General features: G+C 60.2%; 18 protein-coding genes. 13 read left to right on the top strand and 5 right to left on the bottom strand.

Features of this window, described 5'->3' with window-relative positions; genetic code table 11:
• Window positions 1–127 precede the first annotated feature (127 nt).
• Window positions 128–1,042 (bottom strand): LysR substrate-binding domain-containing protein, encoded by a 915-nt coding sequence (locus ACA063_RS25545; RefSeq protein ID WP_497663833.1) that lies wholly within the window; start codon window positions 1,040–1,042, stop codon window positions 128–130.
• A gap of 225 nt (window positions 1,043–1,267) precedes the next feature.
• On the opposite strand from ACA063_RS25545, the gene ACA063_RS25540 reads away from it, so the two are divergent.
• The 5 genes from ACA063_RS25540 (at window position 1,268) to ACA063_RS25520 (ending at window position 7,184) form a co-directional block, all read left to right on the top strand.
• Window positions 1,268–2,758, top strand: coding sequence for an aldehyde dehydrogenase (locus ACA063_RS25540; protein ID WP_497663832.1), 1,491 nt, complete (start codon window positions 1,268–1,270; stop codon window positions 2,756–2,758).
• A 34-nt stretch (window positions 2,759–2,792) separates the two neighbouring features.
• Window positions 2,793–4,163 carry an aspartate aminotransferase family protein gene (locus tag ACA063_RS25535; protein ID WP_497663831.1) on the top strand — a complete coding sequence of 457 codons (1,371 nt, stop codon included), beginning with the start codon at window positions 2,793–2,795 and terminating at the stop codon, window positions 4,161–4,163.
• Between the two features lie 397 nt (window positions 4,164–4,560).
• Entirely contained in the window at window positions 4,561–5,547 is a 987-nt protein-coding gene (locus ACA063_RS25530) for an ABC transporter substrate-binding protein (RefSeq protein ID WP_497663830.1), read from the top strand.
• A 9-nt stretch (window positions 5,548–5,556) separates the two neighbouring features.
• On the top strand, window positions 5,557–6,360 hold the full coding sequence (locus tag ACA063_RS25525; RefSeq protein WP_497663829.1) for an ABC transporter permease: 804 nt from the start codon (window positions 5,557–5,559) through the stop codon (window positions 6,358–6,360).
• A complete protein-coding gene (locus ACA063_RS25520; RefSeq protein WP_497663828.1) occupies window positions 6,348–7,184 on the top strand; it encodes an ABC transporter ATP-binding protein in 837 nt (278 codons plus the stop codon). Before ACA063_RS25525 ends, ACA063_RS25520 begins: the two co-directional genes overlap by 13 nt.
• A 197-nt stretch (window positions 7,185–7,381) precedes the next feature.
• On the opposite strand, the gene ACA063_RS25515 is transcribed toward ACA063_RS25520, so the two are convergent.
• A complete protein-coding gene (locus ACA063_RS25515) occupies window positions 7,382–8,461 on the bottom strand; it encodes an endonuclease/exonuclease/phosphatase family protein (RefSeq protein WP_497663827.1) in 1,080 nt (359 codons plus the stop codon).
• A 242-nt stretch (window positions 8,462–8,703) separates the two neighbouring features.
• A complete protein-coding gene (locus tag ACA063_RS25510; RefSeq protein ID WP_497663826.1) occupies window positions 8,704–9,378 on the bottom strand; it encodes a DUF7847 domain-containing protein in 675 nt (224 codons plus the stop codon).
• Between the two features lie 178 nt (window positions 9,379–9,556).
• Between ACA063_RS25510 and ACA063_RS25505 the strand changes: the two genes are divergently transcribed.
• From ACA063_RS25505 to rhlE1, 5 genes are all read left to right on the top strand, one after another.
• Window positions 9,557–10,312, top strand: a complete 756-nt coding sequence (locus ACA063_RS25505) for a DUF2076 domain-containing protein (protein ID WP_497663825.1) — start codon at window positions 9,557–9,559, stop codon at window positions 10,310–10,312.
• 141 nt (window positions 10,313–10,453) lie between these two features.
• Complete coding sequence (locus ACA063_RS25500) at window positions 10,454–10,933, top strand: LabA-like NYN domain-containing protein (RefSeq protein WP_054616703.1); 480 nt, start codon at window positions 10,454–10,456, stop codon at window positions 10,931–10,933.
• A gap of 22 nt (window positions 10,934–10,955) precedes the next feature.
• Window positions 10,956–11,567, top strand: a complete 612-nt coding sequence (locus ACA063_RS25495; protein WP_490147790.1) for an exonuclease domain-containing protein — start codon at window positions 10,956–10,958, stop codon at window positions 11,565–11,567.
• Between the two features lie 357 nt (window positions 11,568–11,924).
• The gene (yedA, locus tag ACA063_RS25490) at window positions 11,925–12,851 is read left to right on the top strand and encodes a drug/metabolite exporter YedA (protein ID WP_497663824.1); all 927 of its coding nucleotides are present in this window, start codon (window positions 11,925–11,927) and stop codon (window positions 12,849–12,851) included.
• Between the two features lie 80 nt (window positions 12,852–12,931).
• Window positions 12,932–14,266, top strand: a complete 1,335-nt coding sequence (rhlE1, locus tag ACA063_RS25485; RefSeq protein ID WP_462033302.1) for an RNA helicase RhlE1 — start codon at window positions 12,932–12,934, stop codon at window positions 14,264–14,266.
• A gap of 59 nt (window positions 14,267–14,325) precedes the next feature.
• Here the strand turns inward: rhlE1 and ACA063_RS25480 are convergent, their stop codons facing one another.
• Both ACA063_RS25480 and ACA063_RS25475 read right to left on the bottom strand, forming a co-directional pair.
• Window positions 14,326–15,567, bottom strand: coding sequence for a TIGR03862 family flavoprotein (locus ACA063_RS25480; protein WP_497666588.1), 1,242 nt, complete (start codon window positions 15,565–15,567; stop codon window positions 14,326–14,328).
• Window positions 15,568–15,848: 281 nt separating this feature from the next.
• On the bottom strand, window positions 15,849–16,769 hold the full coding sequence (locus ACA063_RS25475; protein WP_497663823.1) for a histone deacetylase family protein: 921 nt from the start codon (window positions 16,767–16,769) through the stop codon (window positions 15,849–15,851).
• 84 nt (window positions 16,770–16,853) lie between these two features.
• On the opposite strand from ACA063_RS25475, the gene ACA063_RS25470 reads away from it, so the two are divergent.
• The 3 genes from ACA063_RS25470 (at window position 16,854) to ACA063_RS25460 (ending at window position 18,989) form a co-directional block, all read left to right on the top strand.
• Window positions 16,854–17,423 carry a GNAT family N-acetyltransferase gene (locus ACA063_RS25470; protein ID WP_497663822.1) on the top strand — a complete coding sequence of 190 codons (570 nt, stop codon included), beginning with the start codon at window positions 16,854–16,856 and terminating at the stop codon, window positions 17,421–17,423.
• A 106-nt stretch (window positions 17,424–17,529) separates the two neighbouring features.
• Entirely contained in the window at window positions 17,530–18,399 is an 870-nt protein-coding gene (gene tesB / locus ACA063_RS25465; protein ID WP_497663821.1) for an acyl-CoA thioesterase II, read from the top strand.
• Window positions 18,396–18,989, top strand: a complete 594-nt coding sequence (locus ACA063_RS25460; protein WP_497663820.1) for an HAD family hydrolase — start codon at window positions 18,396–18,398, stop codon at window positions 18,987–18,989. The genes tesB and ACA063_RS25460 overlap by 4 nt, the downstream gene beginning before the upstream one ends.
• Window positions 18,990–19,038: the final 49 nt, after the last annotated feature.

The raw sequence follows: 19,038 nt of genomic DNA, 5'->3' as shown, positions 1-19,038 counted from the left end.
AGATCAAAAGATCAAAAGATCGCAGCCTCGTTTCACTCGACAGCTCCTACACAGCGCCCGCATGTATTGCGTATCCCTTGTAGGAGCTGTCGAGTGAAACGAGGCTGCGATCTTTTGACGTTGATGTTCAAGACGTGGCCTTGGCCGTCAACTGCTCCCGACAATAATCGGCAAACATCTGCGCCGGTTTGGTCAGCTGCCCCCGTTTGAGCCACGCCGCGACCAGCCCGGACCCGGTGACGTCTTCGACGATGTCCACGCACACCACTTTCTTGCCGTCATACGTGCATTCCGAGTGCGGTCGCGTGACCAGAATGGAGAAGCCAAACCCTTGGCCAACCATCCCCCGGACCATCTCGATCGACGGTGAGCTGAACGCGATGTGCGGGGTCAGACCCAACTCTTCAAACAGGCTGACGAAGTAAGTCCGGCTCGGTTGCACGTCCAGCAGAATCATCGGCTCCAGGCACAAATCCCGCAGCGATACTTGCTTGAGCTGGGCAAAGCGATGGTCCGCTGGCAGTAACGCATAGGGTCGTTGCGCCGGCATCAACGGCTCGGTTTCGATGGTGGCGTCCAGATCGTGTTCATACAGGATGGCCAGGTCGAAGGCGCCCGATGTCAGGCCTTGCACCAGCTCTTGTTGCTCACCGTCGCGGATGCGGATCTTCACCCCGGGATACAGCGCCGAAAACCCGGCGATCAGCTGCGGCAAGTACAACGGCGCGACCGTTTCAAAGCAGCCGATATCGATTTGTCCGGACACCACATCGTTGTCGGCCAGGGCGTTCTGCTCGAACTCCTTGGCCATGCGCAGTAGTTCCTGCGCCTTGCGATAAAAGCGCGCGCCGCTGGGCGTCAGCGACACGCCTTGAGCGTGATGCCGGATCAGCAGTTGCACACCGAAGCTGTCCTCCAGGCCTTTGATTGCCGTGGAAATAGCCGGCTGGGCGATGTACAGCTTGCGCGAAGCCTCGGCGACGCTGCCGCACTCGACGGTGGTGATGAAGTATTTCAGTTGACGCAGGTTGTAGGCAGCCACGGCAAACCTCGGGGTGGATGATGTCGACATCCAAGCAAATTGCGAGCCGCCCGCATCCGTTCTGACGACGGTGTTTTTGTTGCTTGAACAATAACCACAAGCAACCCGGCTGGGGAGAATGACTACCCCGTTTTTTTATCGTCTGCGAAGACATTTTTACTATTTTTGCTGGACTCGTACCTGAGCCAACATCCAGGCACAAGAAAGCCTTTGGAGCGTCTGAACGTGTTCGAGCTTGCATATTGGCAAAATAAAGCCGCTGCCCTGCGGTTTTCCGATCAGGCCGTCATCGACGGTAAACACTGTACGGCGCAGACAGGGCAGACCTTCGCGGCAATCAATCCGGCCACCGGCCAGTGCCTGGCGAACGTGACCGCGTGCGGCGAAGCAGAGGTAGACGCCGCGGTGCGTAACGCACGGCAGGTGTTCGAGGCCGGCACGTGGTCGGGCCGATCACCGGTTGAGCGCAAGCAAGTGCTGCTGCGTCTGGCTGACCTGCTCATGACCCATCGTGAAGAGCTGGCACTGCTGGATTCGCTGAACATGGGCAAGCCAGTGATGGATGCCTACAACATCGACGTCCCCGGCGCCGCCGGAGTGTTTCGCTGGTACGCCGAGAGCCTCGATAAACTCTACGATCAAATCGCCCCCAGCGCGCCAAACGTCCTCGCCACGATCACCCGTGAAGCGTTGGGCGTGGTCGCGGCCGTCGTGCCGTGGAACTTCCCGCTGGACATGGCGGCGTGGAAACTGGCACCGGCGCTGGCGGCGGGCAATTCGGTGATCCTCAAGCCCGCTGAACAATCACCCTTTTCTGCCCTGCGTCTGGCCGAACTGGCGCTGGAAGCCGGCTTGCCAGCAGGCGTGCTCAACGTGTTGCCCGGGCTTGGCGAGCAGACCGGTAAAGCCCTCGGCTTGCACCCGGACGTCGATTGCCTGGTGTTCACCGGGTCCACGGAAGTTGGCAAATACTTCATGCAGTATTCCGCGCAATCGAACCTGAAACAGGTGTGGCTGGAGTGCGGCGGCAAGAGCGCCAACCTGGTGTTCGCCGATTGCCAGGACCTGGATCTGGCCGCCGAGAAAGCCGCGTTCGGGATCTTCTTCAATCAGGGCGAAGTGTGTTCGGCCAACTCGCGGTTGTTAGTCGAGCGCTCGATTCACGACGCCTTTGTCGAGCGCCTCAAAGCCCAGGCTGAACGCTGGCTTCCGGGCGATCCACTGGACCCGTCGAGCAGCGCCGGGGCGATCGTCGACAGCCGCCAGACCGCGCGCATCATGACGTTTATCGAACAGGCCGAACGCCAGGGCGCGACGAAGGTGTGTGGCGGTCGCCAGTCGATCTTCAACGGCTCCGACAATTTCATTCAACCGACGATCTTCACCGGTGTGCGCCCGGACATGTCGCTGTTTCGCGATGAAGTGTTCGGCCCGGTGCTGGCCGTTACGGCGTTCGATGACGAGGCACAGGCCTTGCAACTGGCCAACGACAGCGTCTACGGTCTGGCCGCTTCGCTGTGGACCGACGACCTCAATCGCGCCCACCGTGTGGCGCGACAATTGCGAGCGGGCACGGTGTCGGTCAACAGCGTCGATGCGCTGGACGTGACGGTGCCTTTTGGCGGCGGCAAGCAGTCGGGATTCGGCCGCGACCTGTCGCTGCACTCATTCGATAAATACACCCAGCTGAAGACCACCTGGTTTCAGCTGCGCTGATAACAGCCGCTCACAACAAAACGGAGAACTGGCGATGACCACACCACGTGAAACCCGCGACTATCAGGCCGCCGACGCTGCGCACCACATCCACGCCTTCGTCGATCAAAAAGCCCTGAACGACGAAGGACCGCGCGTGATGGTCCGCGGCGAGCGTCTGCATCTGTGGGACAACGATGGTCGGCGTTACCTGGATGGCATGTCCGGTTTGTGGTGCACCAATCTCGGTTACGGACGCAAGGATCTGGCCGCGGCGGCGACCCGGCAGCTTGAGCAGTTGCCGTACTACAACATGTTTTTCCACACCACCCACCCGCAGGTGATCGAGCTCTCGGAGCTGCTGTTCAGCCTGTTGCCGGGGCACTACAGCCACGCGATCTACACCAACTCCGGGTCTGAAGCCAACGAGGTGCTGATCCGCACCGTGCGCCGTTACTGGCAGGTGCTCGGCAAGCCCGAGAAGAAAATCATGATCGGTCGCTGGAACGGCTACCACGGTTCTACCCTGGCCGCGACTGCGCTGGGCGGGATGAAATTCATGCATGAAATGGGCGGCATGATCCCGGACATCGAACACATCGACGAGCCGTATTTTTTCGCCCACGAGGGCAATCTCACGCCGGCGGAATTCGGTCTGCGGGCGGCGCAGCAACTGGAAGCGAAGATTCTCGAATTGGGCGCGGACAAGGTCGCGGGCTTCATCGCCGAACCGTTCCAGGGCGCGGGCGGCATGATCTTTCCACCGGAAAGCTACTGGCCGGAAATCCAGCGCATCTGCCGCCAGTACGACGTGCTGTTGTGTGCTGATGAAGTGATCGGCGGGTTCGGTCGTACCGGCGAATGGTTCGCCCATGAGTACTTCGGTTTTGAACCCGACACCTTGTCCATCGCCAAGGGTTTGACCTCCGGCTACATCCCCATGGGCGGGCTGATCCTGTCGAAAAAAATGGCCCAGGTGCTGGTGGAGCAGGGCGGGGTGTTTGCCCACGGCCTGACCTATTCCGGGCACCCGGTGGCGGCGGCGGTGGCGATTGCCAACCTCAAGGCATTGCGCGATGAAGGCGTGGTGACGCGCGTCAAGGATGACATCGGCCCGTACCTGCAACAGTGCTTGCGCGAGGTGTTCGGCAATCACCCGTTGGTGGGCGATATTCAGGGCGTGGGCATGGTCGCGGCGTTGCAATTGGCCGAGGACAAGACCAGCCGCAAGCGCTTCGCCAATGAGAACGACATTGCCTGGCGTTGCCGCACGATTGGCTTTGAAGAAGGGGTGATTATTCGCTCGACGTTGGGGCGGATGATCATGGCGCCGGCGCTGATTGCCAGTCGTGAGGAGATTGATGAGTTGGTGGGCAAGACCTTGAAAGCGCTTGATCGCACAGCGCAGGAGTACGGCCGGATCTGACATCGCAGGAAGGTCCTGCGGACCTTATCGCGAGCAGGCTCACTCCCACAGAGGATTTGTGTTGATCACTATTTTTGTGGCTGACGCAGCCCTCCTGTGGGAGCGAGCCTGCTCGCGATTGCGGTAGCCGAACCCACGACGTTTCATGTTTTGCACCCACCCCGTGCACCCCCGCCAACACCGCCCTTTTACCGGGCACTCTACCCAGTTTTTTCATCACTCCCAGCGACATATTTCCTAATTTTCCTTCTCCCCGCACTGGGCCAACATCGACTTCACCAGTCAGCCCTAAGCTGCCCACCGCAAGGTCCATCAGAGACCCGAGGTGACAGCTGATGTCCAGAGCCGCTGGCCGTACTGCCCATCAAAACTAAATCAACAGCTTTGGGAGTGCTCCATGATCAAGTCCTTGCTTACCCGTCTCGCCCATCCACTGGCGCTCACCGCCATCGCCGCCACGGTCGCCACCAGCGCCCAGGCCGGCACCCTCTCTATCGGTCACACCACCTGGGTGGGCTACGGCACGCTTTATCTGGCCCAGGACCTGGGCTACTTCAAGGAAAACGGCCTGACCGTCGAATTGCCCGTCGTCGAAGAAGCCTCCATGTACATGGCCGCGCAGGCCTCGGGGGAGTTGTCGGGCTCGGCGTCGACCATCGACGAAGTGCTGAAATACCGTCCGCAATTCTGCTTCAAGGCCGTGGCCGCCCTGGACGACAGTCATGGTGGCGACGGCGTGCTGGTGGGCAAGGACGTCAAGAGTCTGCAGGAGCTGAAAGGCAAAGCGGTGGCAGTGAACGAAGGGTCGACGTCGCAGTTCTGGTTGTCTTATCTGCTGAAAAAACACGGCATGACCATGAGCGACATCACCGTGCAGAACATGACGGCTGACGATGCCGCCACCGCGTTCATCGCCGGGCGCGTGCCGGCTGCCGTGACGTGGGAACCGCATCTGTCGATGGTGCGCAGCAAACAGCAAGGCAAGGTGCTGATTGACAGCAGCAGTACTCCGGGAGTGATTGTCGACGTGGTGGCGCTCAACTGCTCGGTCATCGAGAAGCAGCCGGAAGACGTCAAGGCGCTGGTCGCAGGTTTGTACAAGGCCGTCCAGTACACCAAGGATCATCCGGAAGAAGCCTACAAGATCATGGCCAAGGGCGTTGGTGGCTACCTGGCCGATCCGAAGGAACTGGCCGCCGCCGCGAAAGGCGTGCGGTTCTACGATCAGGCGATGAGCGAGAAACTTCTGGGCGCGCCGGGTGCGCCTGGGGACAGCGAGGCGTTGATCAAACTGGCCAACGAAACCGCCAGTGAATTGCAGGGTAAACCCTACAACGTCAGCAATGACGATCTGATCGACAACCGCTTCGTCACCCCGCTGTAGGAGGTTCGCATGTTCAAGCGCAATTCATGGCTGAGCCGCTGCATCACGCCCAAGACCGGTCTGCCGGTGCAGGTGATCTGGAGCGCCAGCGGCCTGGCCTGGGTGTTGCTGGTGGGCTTGTGGGCCGGCTTGTCTTACGGCGGTGTGGTGCCGGGGATGTTCCTGCCGACACCGGGTGCGGTGGTTGAAGCCGCCGTGCGCCTGAGCCGCGACGGCACGCTCGGTTTACACGTGTGGGCCAGTCTCGAAGTGGTGATGGTCGGGTTTATTATCTCGTCGCTGGTGGCCGTGCCGCTGGGGTTGCTGATGGGCAGCTTCCGCATCGTTCAGGCGTTCCTCGAACCGATGGTCAACTTCATTCGCTACCTGCCGGTGACGTCGTTCGTGCCGCTGTTCATTCTGTGGATCGGCATCGGCCTGGAGCAACGGGTTTCGGTGATCATCTTCGGCGTGTTCTTCCAGCAACTGGTGATGATCGCCGACGTGTCAAAAGGCATCTCCAAAGACCTGATCAACGCCTCCTACACCCTCGGTTCAACTCGTCGCGATGCGGTGCTGCACGTGATCGCGCCAGCGTCGTTGCCCGGTGTGCTCGACACCCTGCGCGTGACCATGGGCTGGGCCTGGACTTACCTGGTGGTGGCCGAGCTGGTAGCGGCGTCCAGTGGCCTGGGTTACCTGAGCCTCAAAGCCATGCGCGGGTTTCAGGTTGACGTGATCTTCCTGGCTATCGCGATCATCGGCCTGCTTGGCCTGTTCACCGATCAACTGTTCCGCTTCCTACGTCTGAGGATCGCCGCATGGGCTCAGTAACCGCAGTCAACACTCGTTTCGTCACGTCCCAGTCGGCTCCGGTACAGGCCGCGCCACGGTTGCAAGTGGACAAGGTCAGCCTGCGCTACCAGAAGCCTGACGGGGGGATGTTTACCGCACTGGAGAAGGTGTCGTTCGAGGTGCCCGATCAACAATTCGCGGTGCTGGTCGGGCCGTCAGGCTGTGGCAAGTCGAGCCTGTTGTACCTCACCGCCGGGCTCAACGAACCCACGGAAGGCGAGATCTACGTGGGCGGTCAGCAAGTGCAGGGGCCGGGTGCGGATCGCGGCATGGTGTTCCAGAGCTACACCCTGTTCCCCTGGCTGACCGTGCGCCAGAACGTCGAATTCGGTCTCAAACGGCGGGGTATGGCGGCCGCGCAGCGCAAGGAAATCGTCGACTACTACGTCAATGAAGTGGGCTTGACCGGCTTTGCCGACAACTACGCCAAGCAGCTGTCCGGCGGCATGATGCAACGTGTGGCGATTGCTCGCGCGCTGGCCAACGATCCGCAGATTCTGCTGATGGACGAGCCCTTCGGTGCCCTCGATAGCCAGACTCGCCTGCAAATGCAGCAGCTGTTATTGCGGGTTTGGGGCAACAGCAAAAAAACCGTGCTGTTCGTGACCCACGATATCGACGAGGCGATTCTGTTGGGGGATCGGGTCTACGTGATGGGCGCGCGGCCGGGGAGGATCAAGCAGATTCTGGATGTGCCGATCGAACGTCCACGCCACTTAAACATGGTCATGGAGCGCTCATTTATCGAGATGAAACGCGAGATTTTCGGGTTGCTGCATGATGAGCTGGAAGAGGCGCATTGATATCGGCCAAACACAATCCACCTTTGGGAGTGAGCCTGTGTGGTGAGGGAGCTTGTCGAATCGTCGCACCGTCCTGCTCGGCTGCGCAGCAGATTCAAAGCTGTTGGGGCCGCTTCGCGACCCAGCGGGACGGTGCGACGATTCGACAAGCTCCCTCGCCACACAGGCTCGCCCACAGTTTTGTGTTCAGCCAAAGATTACGGTGCTGCCGGCAACAGAAACCGCGCGATCACCGGCAAGTGATCGGAAATGCGCAACGTATCGTCCTGCCTCACCATGGCCTCGACCCGTTTGATTCGCGGGCTGTAGAACAGGTAATCAACCGTTCGGTCCGGGCCGTTCAAGCCCGGATCATTGGGGTAATGCGTCAGCCACAGCGCCCGGTCGGCACCGCTGGCTTCGTTGTTGGTGGGGATCATCGGGTACTTGTCCCACAGCAGATGCAGCGCGCTGTCTGCGGAGTAGGGCGTGCGTTGTTCGTTGGGCAGGCGCTGGAATTGCCCCAACGGCAACAGATTGAAATCACCGCCAATCAGCCATGGTGTGCCTCGGCTTTCGTATCGGTCGAGCACCTTGCCCACGGCGGTCACCTGGTCTTGCAGCGTTTCATCCGATTGGGTGGCGCGGTCCAGATGCGTATTGAGCGCGGCGATCTGGCCGCCATCGCTCAACGGCAGATACGTGACCAGCAGAGCGTTTTTCGGTTTGAACTGACGGCTGATGAAGTTGACGGGCTCGAGAGGCAATTGCAGGCGTTCGGCGTGTTCGATCTGGTAGCGGCTGAGGGTGGCGAGTTGCCGGCCGACGGCGCCAAAGATGTGGGGCTCGGGAACGAATTCGGCCTTCCAGTCGAACGCGTGGGCGCTGCAGGGGTAGAGATCGGCGAGCCGTTCCTGGAGCAGTTTGAGCTGGTTCTGGTAATCACTGGCTTTGGCGCCGTCATCCAGCTCCTGCAACAGCACGATGTCCGGCTGCTCGTCACGGATCACCCGCGCGACTTCATCGAGGCTGAATGCCATGTCTTCCGGCGTGGGATTTTCGTCATTGCCTTGGGCCAGGTCGTTCCAGAACACATAGCGCTTGCCTGCCAGGTACTGGACGTTCCAGGTCATTATCTTCAGCGCTTGGCCAGGCACCAGCGTGGGGGCCTGTGCGTTGCAACTGACGGGCAACATTTCCTTGGCCCCTGGGCGCCAGGTCAGGTTGTAGATCAGCAGGGCGACCAGGGCGATCGCGATCAGCAGGCCCAGCAAGGTGTAGCGCAGTAGACGGGTCATGGCTCGGCTTTTATCGCGTTACAAAAGATGAGCCCGAGCATAACCGAGCGTCGGGCGTAATCCCAAGGATGTTAGCGTGATCACCCGCCCCTTGTAGCAGCTGGCGAAGCCTGCGTCCGGCTGCGAAGCAGTCGTAAACGGTATACGCGGTTTGCCTGAAACACCGCGACCAAAGATTTCTACGACTGCTGCGCAGCCGGACGCAGGCTTCGCCAGCTGCTACAGGTAGTTTGCGGCGTCTGTTACAGCGGGCCATCGGTTTTGGCCGGTTGTTCGCTGATCAACATGAACAAACGGAACAGCACCACGCTGGTGAACAGTTGCAGGAAGCTGTGAGCGCTGTCGATCAGCAGTGAAATGACCGGGTTCTGCGGGTCGGGGTAGATCGCCAGCGTCGCGCCCTTGAGCACCCACAACGGGCCCATCACACACAGAATGCACACCAGGATTCTCAGGAAATGCCCCCGGGTCAGGCGCAGGCTTTCCTTCATGGCGGCAAGCGGGGCCAATCCACGCAGCACCAGCAGGTATTCGCCGAAGGCCAGGGTCACCATCAGCCAGATGCCTGGCAGGAAATACAGCGACAAGCCGAGCAGGATCAGCAGCGTGTTAAGGGCCGTCAGCAGGGCGAAGCGCGGCCACAAGGTCGCGGACATCGCCAGCAGGTCACGGGTGCGCGGCGATTCGCCACGACTGCGGGCGTCGAGAAACAGGATCAGTGCGGCGGTATAGAGCGGGTAGATCAACAAACCGACGATCACGCTGATGCCGGGAAAGCTGTCCGGCTCAGTGGAGTAGTCGACCACTTGTTGCAACAGCGCCTCGAAGATCACCAACGGCAGGCACAGCCGCACGATCTGGCCCAGATTGCGCTTGAAGAAATACAGAGAGTCACGCAGTACATCGAAGGAATTCATCAGTCGGTATCGCAGGTTGAAAGCAGTGGCTCACTTTAACCGATGATGCACTTGGCGGCGCAAACGTAAACGTTCGGTAAAGGTCATTGAAACATCCTGTATCAGCCTCCATTACCAGTAGGCACCTTATCCACAGTGGATGAGGACGACGAAATTCCCGGCAATCTACGAGGTCGCCATGAACAGCGAAGAACAAACCCTGATCGATGGACTGTTTTCCCGGCTGCAGCAGGCCGAAACGGATTCAGCCCCGCGTGACGCCCAGGCCGAGGCGCGGATCAAGGAACACCTGACTCGCCAGCCCGCAGCAGGCTATTTCATGACCCAGGCGATTCTGGTGCAAGAGGCAGCCCTCAAGAGCCTCGACCAGCAGAACAAGCAACTCACCCAGCAAGTCCAGCAATTGCAGGCCGAGCTGCAGCAAGCCAAAGCACAGCCGTCGGCACCCGCGAGTGGTGGTTTCCTGTCGAGCATCTTCGGCGGTGGTTCCCGCGATCCGCAGCCAGCGCCCACTCAATCGGCACCGGTGTCGAGCGGTGGAGGCTGGCGTGAGCCGGCGCGTCCTTCGTTCAATTCACAGCCCGCTCAGCAGAACTTCGGTGCTGCACCCCCTCAGCAGAATTACGCCGCGCAGCAACCGGCGGGCGGCAGTTTTCTCGGGGGCGCCCTGAAAACGGCAGCCGGCGTGGCGGGTGGCGTGATGCTGGCACAAGGCATCAGCAGCCTGTTCAATCACAATCAGCAGCCCGAAGTGGTTGAAGTGATCAAGGAAGAACCGGCTCAGGTCAACGATCAGAGCGGCGGCGACAATGGTTGGGGCGATGACCAGCGCGTCGCTGACAACAGCGCCAGCGATCAGGGCGGTTATGCCGATGCTGATTACAGTGACGACAGTTCGTCATTCTTTGGCGCAGATGACGACTCCTTCGTCTGATTCCGTTGCGGCGAGGGGGCAACCTCTCTCGCCGCATGGCTGATTATTCGCGGAACATTCCTTCGTGCTGGCATACTGGGCTCCCTTTCGGGCCTGGTGCCTGATCCAGCCTGCGCGTCTGCGCGCGAACGAGGATGAACGGTGAAAAAAATCGCAGTGTTCGCCGATGTCCAGAACCTCTATTACACCGTGCGTCAGGCCTATGGTTGCCACTTCAACTACGCCGCTTTGTGGGCTGATATCAGCAAACAGGGCGAGATTGTCGAGGCTTATGCCTACGCGATCGATCGTGGCGACAGCAAACAGCAGCAGTTCCAGCAGATCCTGCGCAACCTGGGCTTCGTCGTGAAGCTGAAACCCTATATCCAGCGCAGCGACGGCTCGGCAAAGGGTGATTGGGACGTGGGCATTACCCTCGATATCATGGACGCCGCCGATCATGTCGACGAAGTCGTGTTGGCTTCCGGCGACGGTGATTTCGACATGCTGCTCGAGCGCATCATCAGCAAGCACGGCGTGCAAGCCGTGGCTTACGGCGTACCTGGCCTGACCGCCAATTCGCTGATCCGCGCCGCCAGCCGCTACGTGCCGATCGAAGGCGCGTTGCTGCTCAAGAATTGATTTATACGGAGTTGAAACAGGTTTGGAACGCATAGCAGTCATCGACTTTGAAACCACCGGGATCTCACCGAGCAGCAGTTGCCGGGCCACGGAAATCGCCGTGGTGATCCTTGAACAGGGGCGCATCGTCGAGCGTTACCAGAGCCTGATGAACGCTGGCGTGCGTGTGCCGGGATTCATCGAACAACTCACCGGCATCAGCAACGCCATGCTGCGTACCGCACCCTCGGCCGAGAAAGTGATGAATGAGGTCAACGAGTTCGTTGGCATCACGCCTCTGCTGGCGCACAACGCGGCGTTCGACCAGAAGTTCTGGGACTTCGAGATGGGGCGCATCAAGCGCACCCGCTTGCAGAACTTTGCCTGTTCACTGCTGCTCGCCCGTCGTCTGATGCCGGCGGCGCCGAACCATAAACTCGGCACCCTCACCACCTTCGCGCAACTACCCCACACGGGCCAGGCTCACCGGGCCATGGCCGATGCGGAGATGGCGGCCAACCTGACGGCGCACCTGGCCCAGGAATTACGGCAGAAGCATGGGCTGCGCGAGCTGTCCCATGATTTGCTGTGCAGTTTGCAGAAAGTGCCGGCGGCGAAGATCAATGAGCATTTGAAGCGGCATCGCGGGTTCTGACAGAAACACGGTAGATCCGCTGAACTGCTGAGCGCCTGCCCCCTCGAACTCCCGCATCCCTGACTTCCTGAACCCCCGACCCCCGAACCCCCGACCCCCGAACCCCCGAACCCCTGAAACCCCGGCCCCCCGAACCCCTGTAGGAGCTGTCGAGTGAAACGAGGCTGCGATCTTTTGATCTTGTCTTCAAAAATCAAGATCAAAAGATCGCAGCCTCGTTTCACTCGACAGCTCCTACAGGGTTCCTACCACTTTGTTTTTAAAGTGTACTGGCGCTAAAAACCGGTTTTGTAACTTATCTTTAACCGCTGGCCTTTCTAGAATAACCGTTCTTTTGTCTTGCCTTCGAGCTGCCCCATGCCTGGCTTACGTCGCTTCCCCTTACCGTTGATCGCCGCATTTTTCGCGTTGTACGTGATTTGGGGCTCTACCTACCTGGTGATTCGCATTGGCGTGGAATACTGGCCGCCGTTGCTGCTCGCCGGTATTCGCTTCGTGATTGCGGGCACGCTGATGTACGCGTTTCTGCGCTGGCGCGGGGCACCTGCACCGACCTGGGCGCAGTGGAAAGCGGCAGGCATCATAGGCATTCTGCTGTTGAGCTGCGGTAACGGCGCGGTCAGTATTGCCGAACATACAGGCGTTGCTTCAGGTGTAGCCGCTTTGGCAGTGGCGACGGTGCCCTTGTTTACCTTGCTCTGCGGATACTTCTGGGGCGCGCGAAATACCCGTCTCGAATGGGCCGGGATTGTGCTTGGGTTGATCGGCATTGGCATGTTGAACCTCGGCTCCAACCTGCAATCGAGCCCGACGGGCGCAGCTTTGCTGGTCTTCGCCGCAGCGGCATGGGCTTTTGGGTCGGTCTGGAGCAGACACCTGCCGTTGCCCCAGGGCGCGATGGCCAGCGCGGTGGAAATGCTGGTGGGCGGCGTTGTGTTGTTGATCGGCAGCGCCGTAAGCGGCGAACGCCTGGAAAGCCTGCCACCGGTTGAAGGTTGGGTGGCCCTGGCGTATCTGATCTTCTTCGGCTCGATCATCGCGTTCAACGCATACATGTACCTGTTGAAAAACGTGCGACCTGCGGCGGCCACAAGCTATGCCTACGTGAACCCGGCGGTCGCGGTATTGCTCGGGATTGTGTTTGTCGGTGAGACCATCGGAATTGAAGAAGCGTTGGCCATGGCCGTGATCATCAGCGCCGTGGTCCTGATCGGGTTGCCGCAGTGGCGCCGCGCTCCGGTCAAACCCGCTGCAGCGGTGTCGACAGAATCCCGAGTGAATTAGGGTAAACTGCGCGGCATTGCATCATGTTTTGCACACTTGTGTTTTGAAAAACCCGCGCTGAATTTTCCTACGGTAATCCCATGACTTTCGCCACCCTTGGCCTGATCGAACCCTTGCTGCGCTCTCTTGAGACGCTCGGCTACCAGACCCCGACGCCGGTCCAGGCGCAAGCCATTCCAGCGGTGCTGGCCGGTCGCGACCTGATGGCCGCCGCCCAGACGGGGACAGGCAAGACCGCCGGTTTCGCGCTGCCACTCCTGCAATTGCTGGCCATGGAAGGGCCGAAAGTGGCGTCCAACTCGGTGCGCGCACTGATCCTGGTGCCGACTCGTGAATTGGCGGAACAGGTTCACGAAGCCGTGCGTCAGTACGCCGAGAATCTGCCGTTGAGCACTTACGCGGTATACGGCGGCGTCAGCATCAACCCGCAGATGATGAAGCTGCGCAAAGGTGTCGACGTGCTGGTGGCGACCCCGGGTCGTTTGCTCGACCTGTATCGCCAGAAGGCCCTCAAGTTCAATCAGCTGCAAACCCTGATTCTTGACGAAGCTGACCGCATGCTCGATCTGGGTTTTTCGGAAGAGCTGGGGAATATTTACCGCGTGCTGCCGAAGCAACGTCAGACGCTGTTGTTTTCCGCGACCTTCTCCGACGCCATCCGTTTGTTGGCCGGGCAAATGCTCAACGACCCTCTGAGCATCGAGGTCAGCCCGCGCAACGTTGCCGCCAGCACCGTCAAGCAATGGGTTGTGGTGGTGGACAAGAAGCGCAAGCCGGAGCTGTTCATCCATTTGCTGCGCAAGGGCAAGTGGAAGCAGGTGCTGGTGTTCGCCAAGACCCGTAACGGTGTGGACGCGCTGGTGGAAAAACTCCAGGGCCTGGGCATCAACGCCGACGGCATCCACGGGGACAAACCACAGGCGACGCGCCAGCGTGCACTGGACCGTTTCAAGGCCAGCGAAGTACAGATCCTGGTAGCTACTGACGTGGCGGCCCGCGGTCTGGATATCGAAGATTTGCCGTTGGTGGTCAACTTCGACCTGCCGATCGTGGCGGAAGACTACATTCACCGCATTGGTCGTACCGGTCGTGCAGGTGCAACCGGACAGGCGATTTCGCTGGTTTGTGCGGATGAAGTGAATCTGCTGTCGGCCATTGAAACGTTGACGCGTCAGACGTTGCCTCGGCAGATGGAGCACGATTTCGAACCCGAACACCGCGTGCCGGACACCGATGCCAGCGGTCAGGTCGTGAAGAAACCGAAAAAGCCGAAGAAGCCAAAAACCTCCGGCGGCGGCAAACGCAACCTGGGCAAGTGGGTCGAGAGTGGGGATGCTTCGGCGCCGGAACCTTCGATCAAGCCTGTGCGAAAAGTCCCGGTGTTCAATACTGGTCCGCGTAAGAAGAAGCCTTAATTCGCTGCTTGAGACCGAGTTGCGCCGATCGTCGGATCGCCGCCCGGAGCAACTCGGTCTTAACTAATACGCCTCAGCCAGTCCACCATCCCCAAACCCGCCGCACGCCCACTGGCGAAACACGCCGTCAGCAAATACCCCCCCGTCGGCGCCTCCCAATCGAGCATTTCCCCAGCGCAAAACACGCCAGGCACTTGCTTGAGCATCAAACGTTCATCCATCGCTTCGAACAACACACCACCCGCACTGCTGATGGCTTCGTCCAGTGGGCGGGTTTTCACCAGGGTCAGTGGCAGCGCTTTGATCGCTTTGGCCAGCAGCGCCATATCGGCAAAGGTTTCAGCCGGTGTGAGTTCTCTCAGCAGCGCCGCTTTGACGCCATCAATCCCGAGCTGACTGTGCAAGTGTTTGGACAGGGAGCGTGAGCCCCGTGGTTTATCCAGTGCCGCCTGGACTTTATCCACAGGGCGGCCCGGCAACAGGTCCAGATGAACGGTTGCTGAGCCGTGCTGATTGATGGCTTCGCGGATCGGAGCCGACAGGGCGTAAACCAGGCTGCCTTCAATCCCGGTCGCCGTTATCACGCATTCGCCGAGCCGTGGGACGTCGTCATTGAGGCCGATGGCGATATTTTTCAGCGGCGCGCCAGCGAATTTACTGACCATCAAATCACTCCAGGCCTGCACCTCGAAGCCGCAATTGCTGGGCTGCAATGGCGCCAGTCCTACGCCGCGTTGTTCCAATGGCAGCATCCACGCGCCGTCCGAACCCAGGCGCGACCAGCTTCCACCGCCCAGTGCGAGCAGGGTAGCGTCGGGTTTAACGGTTTTTTCGCCGTCGGGGCTGTCGATGCGCAAGCTGCCGTTGTTATCCCAGCCCAGCCAGCGGTGGCGGGTGTGGATAACTACGCCAGCCTCGCGTAAGCGTTTGAGCCAGGCACGCAGCAGGGGAGCGGCTTTCATGTCGGTAGGAAACACTCGGCCCGAGCTGCCGACAAAGGTCTCGATGCCCAGATCATGAATCCACTGGCACAGGGCATCAGCGCCGAATGAGCGCAACAGCGGGGCGATCTGTGGAGCGCGTTGGGCATACCGGGAGAGAAACGCCGGGTAGGCTTCGGAATGGGTGATGTTCATGCCGCCAACCCCGGCCAACAGGAATTTTCGCCCTACCGAAGGCATGCCGTCGTACAGGTCCACCTTGATCCCGGCCTGGCTCAGCACTTCGGCCGCCATCAGTCCAGCGGGGCCGCCGCCGATGATGGCGACGTGAGAGGAAGAGAAGGGTGAAGGTTTGGTCATGGCGAGCGCTGCGGTGTGGCGGAATAAGGCGCGCATTCTATCAGCACGAATCTATGCAGGAGTGAGCCTGCTCGCGATAGCGGTCATTCAGTCGACATCACGGTTGAATGATAAATCGCCATCGCGAGCAGGCTCGCTCCCACAGGGGGAAGTGAATGCTTCTGGAGCTGATCAAAAAACAACCACCACTTTGCAGGCTATATACATCAAGGCCTGCAGTCCCTTTCACTCAGGTTATCCACAGGCAGTTCCACAGGCATTGTGGGTAAAGCATCCACAGCTCAATGACACCCTGATGACAGCCAGACCCGTTGCGCGCTGTGGTGCAGAATCCCGTGTCGACGCGCCAGGGCCTTGCGGTCTTTGCTGTAGCCGCCGCCGATGACCCCGACCACGGGGATATCCCTGCCGAGGCAATGCCGCATCACGCTTTCGTCCCGTGCGGCGACGCCTTCGTCTGTCAGCTTCAGGTAGCCGAGCGCGTCGTCTTTATGCACATCGACGCCGGCGTCGTACAACACCAGGTCGGGTTGGTACAGCGGCAGCAAATAGTTGAGCGCATCGTCCACGACTTTCAGGTAATCGGCGTCGCCCATGCCCATTGGCAAGGGAATGTCCCAGTCGCTTTCGGCCTTGCGTGCAGGAAAGTTCTTCTCGCAGTGCAGGGAAACGGTGATCGCTTCAGGGGTGTTGTGCAGAATCCGCGCCGTCCCGTCGCCCTGATGCACATCGCAATCGAAAATTAACACTCGATTCACCCGACCGCTTTGCAGAAGGAAATGGCTGATGACGGCCAGGTCATTGAAGATGCAGAAACCGGCGGGGTGATCGTAATGCGCATGGTGTGTGCCGCCTGCCAGGTGGCAGGCCAATCCGTGTTCCAGCGCCTGCTCGGCCGCCAGCAGTGAACCGCCAACCGCCCGTATCGTCCGGCGTGCCAGGGCTTCGCTCCAGGGCAGGCCGAGACGCCGCTGGTCTTCACGGGACAACTCGCCACCCATGTAGCGTTCGATATACGCAGGGTCATGAGCGAGGGCGAGAATCTCTGGCGGGCACAGTTCCGGACGCAACAGGTCGGCGTCCCGGGTCAACCCGCTGTCTACCAGGTGATCGCGCAGCAGGCGAAATTTGTCCATGGGAAAGCGGTGATCCGCCGGGAACTCAGGACTGTAGTCTTCGTGGTAGATCAACGGCAGGGGCATGGCTGATTTATCTTGGATGCGTGCAGGAATGAATGAAGGATCCTACCAGCGATGTAAACTTGAGACATGGAAAGGGGGAGCACGATGGAGCCGATACTGGAACTCGAGAGCGCACGCCTGCTGTTGCGGCAATGGCGCGATGAGGATTTGCCGGAATTTGCGGCGATGTGCGCCAACCCACAAGTGATGTGTTACTTCCCGGCGCCCTTGAGTCGGCTTGAAAGCGCCTCGTTGATCGGTCGCATTCGTGGACATTTTGCCGAGCATGGTTTCGGTCTCTGGGCACTGCAACGCAAGGACACGGGGGCTTTTATCGGTTTTACCGGGCTGGGTGTGGTCGGTTTCGACGCGCCCTTCACGCCGGCCATCGAGATCGGCTGGCGCCTGGCGCGTGAACACTGGGGGCTGGGTTATGCCAGTGAAGCGGCCTGGACCGCTCTGCGCTGCGGGTTTGACCGATTGGCATTGAAAGAAGTGGTGGCCTTCACCGCGCAATCCAACCTGCCATCGGAGAAAGTCATGCAGGCCATCGGCATGCACCATGATTCAGCCGATGACTTTGAGCATCCCAAGCTCGCCCTCGGCCATCCTCTGCGTCACCATGTGCTGTACCGCATCACCCGTGAACAATGGCTGCAAACCTTGCATGGCTAAGCTCGCCTGGATGTTTACAATGGCTCCCATAATGGCGCTGGCCAGAAATTGAATCGGCCGCCGCAGCCAAGACTGCGCGGCATTGCGTTGTGTTAGGAGAGTCTGAATGAGCCAAGTGTTGGATGATCTGGTCGACCTGCTGACCCTGGAACCGATCGAGGAAAACCTGTTTCGTGGCCGTAGTCAGGATCTGGGCTTTCGCCAGTTGTTCGGCGGTCAGGTCATCGGTCAGTCCCTGTCGGCGGCCAGTCAGACGGTTGAAGAAGCGCGCCATGTGCATTCGATGCACGGTTATTTCCTGCGTCCGGGCGATTCCGCTCTGCCAGTGGTTTACCAGGTGGACCGGGTGCGTGACGGCGGCAGTTTCAGTACACGTCGGGTGACGGCGATTCAGAAGGGCAACCCGATTTTTACCTGCAGCGCGTCGTTCCAGTATGACGAGGAAGGCTTCCAGCATCAGGCCGAGATGCCGGTGGTGGTCGGTCCGGAAAACCTCCCGTCAGAGCTCGAACTGGCCCAGCAGCGTGCGCACCTGATCCCGGAACACATGCGCGAAAAACTGCTGTGCGCCAAACCCATCGAATTCCGGCCGATTACCGAGAAAGACCCCTACAACCCGGCACCGTCCGATCCGGTCAAGTACGTCTGGTTTCGTGCCGACGGTGCCTTGGCCGATTCGCCGGCGCTGCATAAATACCTGTTGGCCTACGCGTCGGATTTTGGCTTGCTGACCACCTCGATGCAGCCCCATGGCAAATCGGTCTGGCACAAGGACATGCAGGTCGCCAGCCTGGATCACGCGCTGTGGTTCCACGCGGATCTGCGCGCCGATGACTGGTTGCTGTACGCGATGGACAGCCCGTGGGCCGGCAACTCCCGCGGATTTACCCGTGGCAGCGTGTTCAACCGCGCCGGGCAACTGGTGGCGTCGGTCACGCAGGAAGGCCTGATTCGCCACCGCAAGGATTGGGCATGAGTCTGGGCGAGGTGCGCCATTGGGTGTTCGACATGGACGGCACCCTGACGGTGGCTGTGCACGACTTCGCGGCGATTCGCGTGGCGCTGTCGATCCCTGCCGAGGACGATATCCTGACCCACCTCGCCGCACTCCCGGCTGAGGAAGCGGCGGCAAAACATGCGTGGCTGCTGGAGCACGAACGTGATCTGGCGCTAGGTTCAACACCGGCGCCGGGCGCGGTGGAGCTGGTGCGTGAATTGGCAGGACGCGGCTACCGTCTGGGTATCCTTACGCGTAACGCGCGGGAACTGGCGCATGTGACGCTGGAGGCCATCGGCCTGGCTGACTGTTTCGCGATGGAAGATGTGCTGGGGCGCGATGAGGCGCCGCCGAAACCTCATCCGGGCGGGTTGTTGAAGCTGGCTGAAGCCTGGAACGTGCCGGCCAGCGAGATGGTGATGGTGGGCGATTACCGCTTTGATCTGGATTGCGGCCGGGCGGCGGGTGCGCGGACGGTGTTGGTGAACCTGCCGGACAATCCGTGGCCGGAGTTGACGGACTGGCATGCGGCGGATTGTGTGGCATTGCGGGAAATGATTTCAGTTTGAGGACCTCTTCGCTAGCAGGCTAGCTCCCACATTGACTGAATCAACCTCA

The organism is Pseudomonas sp. LBUM1643 (assembly GCF_059716215.1).
This window is presented reverse-complemented; position numbering and strand designations above follow the sequence as displayed.

Coding starts and splice junctions, on each gene's coding strand:
- ACA063_RS25535 (WP_497663831.1), top strand. CDS start 2,793: ATGACCACACCACGTGAAACCCGCGACTATCAGGCCGCCGACGCTGCG.
- ACA063_RS25530 (WP_497663830.1), top strand. CDS start 4,561: ATGATCAAGTCCTTGCTTACCCGTCTCGCCCATCCACTGGCGCTCACC.
- ACA063_RS25525 (WP_497663829.1), top strand. CDS start 5,557: ATGTTCAAGCGCAATTCATGGCTGAGCCGCTGCATCACGCCCAAGACC.
- ACA063_RS25520 (WP_497663828.1), top strand. CDS start 6,348: ATGGGCTCAGTAACCGCAGTCAACACTCGTTTCGTCACGTCCCAGTCG.
- ACA063_RS25515 (WP_497663827.1), bottom strand. CDS start 8,461: ATGACCCGTCTACTGCGCTACACCTTGCTGGGCCTGCTGATCGCGATC.
- ACA063_RS25510 (WP_497663826.1), bottom strand. CDS start 9,378: ATGAATTCCTTCGATGTACTGCGTGACTCTCTGTATTTCTTCAAGCGC.
- ACA063_RS25505 (WP_497663825.1), top strand. CDS start 9,557: ATGAACAGCGAAGAACAAACCCTGATCGATGGACTGTTTTCCCGGCTG.
- yedA (WP_497663824.1), top strand. CDS start 11,925: ATGCCTGGCTTACGTCGCTTCCCCTTACCGTTGATCGCCGCATTTTTC.
- rhlE1 (WP_462033302.1), top strand. CDS start 12,932: ATGACTTTCGCCACCCTTGGCCTGATCGAACCCTTGCTGCGCTCTCTT.
- ACA063_RS25480 (WP_497666588.1), bottom strand. CDS start 15,567: ATGACCAAACCTTCACCCTTCTCTTCCTCTCACGTCGCCATCATCGGC.
- ACA063_RS25475 (WP_497663823.1), bottom strand. CDS start 16,769: ATGCCCCTGCCGTTGATCTACCACGAAGACTACAGTCCTGAGTTCCCG.
- ACA063_RS25470 (WP_497663822.1), top strand. CDS start 16,854: ATGGAGCCGATACTGGAACTCGAGAGCGCACGCCTGCTGTTGCGGCAA.
- tesB (WP_497663821.1), top strand. CDS start 17,530: ATGAGCCAAGTGTTGGATGATCTGGTCGACCTGCTGACCCTGGAACCG.
- ACA063_RS25460 (WP_497663820.1), top strand. CDS start 18,396: ATGAGTCTGGGCGAGGTGCGCCATTGGGTGTTCGACATGGACGGCACC.